The 1992-nt window shown below is 63.9% G+C and carries 2 protein-coding genes; both read left to right on the top strand.

Translation table 11 applies throughout. The annotated features are described in order from the left end of the window. Positions 1–1138, top strand: a 1138-nt coding sequence (locus EN939_RS31975) for a pyridoxal phosphate-dependent aminotransferase (RefSeq protein ID WP_245473245.1), incomplete at its 5' end; no start/stop codon positions are given. A 100-nt stretch (positions 1139–1238) separates the two neighbouring features. Continuing rightward, on the top strand, positions 1239–1992 hold a 754-nt coding region (locus EN939_RS31970), incomplete at its 3' end, for a glutaminase (RefSeq protein WP_442919581.1).

The raw sequence follows: 1992 nt of genomic DNA, 5'->3' as shown, positions 1-1992 counted from the left end.
GCTCTCACGTCGTGGCAATGTCGAGCCCTTCCATGCGATGGACATTCTGGCAGAGGCAAACCGGCTGAAGTCCCAGGGCGTGCCGGTTGTTTCGATGGCCGTCGGCCAGCCCTCCGATCCCGCACCGGTTCTGGTTCGCGCCGCAGCCGCCAAGGCGCTGCAGGATGGACGCATCGGCTACACCGACGCGCTGGGACTGGCAGGCTTTCGCAAGGCGATCGCCGGACACTACGCCGATCATTACGGGCTTGATATCGAGCCCGGCCGGATCGCGGTAACCACTGGATCGTCGGCCGCCTTCAACCTTGCCTTCCTGGCGATGTTCGACGGGGGTGACCGCGTCGCCATCGCGGCACCCGGCTATCCCGCCTATCGCAACATCATGGCCGCGCTCGGCATCGAGGTGGTCGAGATCGAGCTCGGCGACGCCGCCTACCTGCATGCCGGCCATCTCGAGACCGCGCATCGTGAAAAGCCGCTGAAAGGCGTTCTCTTCGCCAGTCCCGCCAATCCAACCGGCGCGGTCATACCGGCCGATGAACTGGCGGCCCTGGTGAGGACGGCACAAGACCTCGGCATCGCCGTCATCTCCGACGAAATCTATCACCGGCTCGCCTATGCCGCCCCCGACACCACGGCGCTTGCCTATGGAGGCGACGTGACCGTGATCAACTCCTTCTCCAAATATTACTGCATGACCGGCTGGCGCATCGGCTGGATGGTGCTGCCGCAAGAGCTGGTGCGGCCGGTCGAGCGCGTCGCCCAGAGCCTCTATATCTCGCCGCCGGAACTGTCGCAGATCGCGGCGATCGAAGCGTTCAGGGCGACCGAGGAGTTGGAGGCGGTCAAGGGTCGCTATGCCTGGAATCGCGAGCTTTTGATGAAACGCCTCCCGGAACTCGGCTTTCCGCTGGCGGCGCCCATGGACGGCGCCTTCTATGCCTTTTGTGACGTCACCAGGCATACCAATGACAGCATGGCCTTCGCGCGCAAGATGCTGGCCGAGGCGCATGTCGCGGCAACACCCGGCCAAGACTTCGACACTCAGGCCGGGCACCGCACGATGCGTTTCTCCTACGCCGGCAGCCACGACGACATGATCGAGGCGATGGCGCGCCTCGAACGCTGGTTGAGGTAGCGCCATGCCGGAACTCGAACAGGCCCTCAGACTTGATCAGGCCCACAAACTTGATCAGGCCTCCAAACTTGATCAGGCATTGGCCGAAGTCGCTGCCGAAATGGCCGATCGCACCGATCGCGGTGATGTCGCTTCTTACATTCCGCAGTTGGGTAAGGTCGATCCGAAGAAATTCGGCATCGCAGCGGTTACCAATGACGGGCGCGTGCTGACGGCGGGGGACGCCGACCAGGCCTTTTCCATCCAGAGCATCTCGAAAGTGTTCACCCTCACACTGGCGCTCGGCAATGTCGGCGACGCGCTGTGGCAGCGGGTCGGCCGCGAACCGTCAGGCAATCCATTCAACTCGATTGTGCAGCTCGAGCATGAGAACGGCATTCCGCGCAACCCGTTCATCAATGCCGGCGCCATCGTCATTTCCGACATCCTGCTTGCGGGCCACCAGCCGCGCGAGGCGATCGGCGAGATCCTGCGCTTCATCCAGTTCCTCGCCGACGACGAGACGATCATCATCGATCGCGAGGTGGCGGCGTCCGAGCGCGCCACCGGCTACCGCAACTTCGCGCTTGCCAATTATATGAAATCCTTTGGCAATCTCCACCATGCGCCGGAACTGGCGCTGGGCGTCTACTTCCACCACTGCGCCATCGCCATGAGTTGCCGGCAACTGGCGCTCGCCGGCCGCTTCCTCGCCAATGGCGGCAAGAACCCGGCGACCGGGCATTCCGTGGTGTCGGCCGAGCGGGCACGCCGCATCGGCGCCATGATGCTGACCTGCGGCCATTATGACGGCTCCGGCGATTTCGCCTTCCGCGTCGGCATCCCCGGCAAGAGCGGCGTCGGCGGCGGTATAT

Origin of the sequence: Mesorhizobium sp. M7A.F.Ca.CA.002.05.1.1, from assembly GCF_003998335.1 — a bacterium.
In the GTDB taxonomy this organism is placed as follows: Bacteria; Pseudomonadota; Alphaproteobacteria; order Rhizobiales; family Rhizobiaceae; genus Mesorhizobium.
Note: the sequence above shows the minus strand (reverse complement) of the source record. Positions and strands in the feature narration are given on the sequence as shown.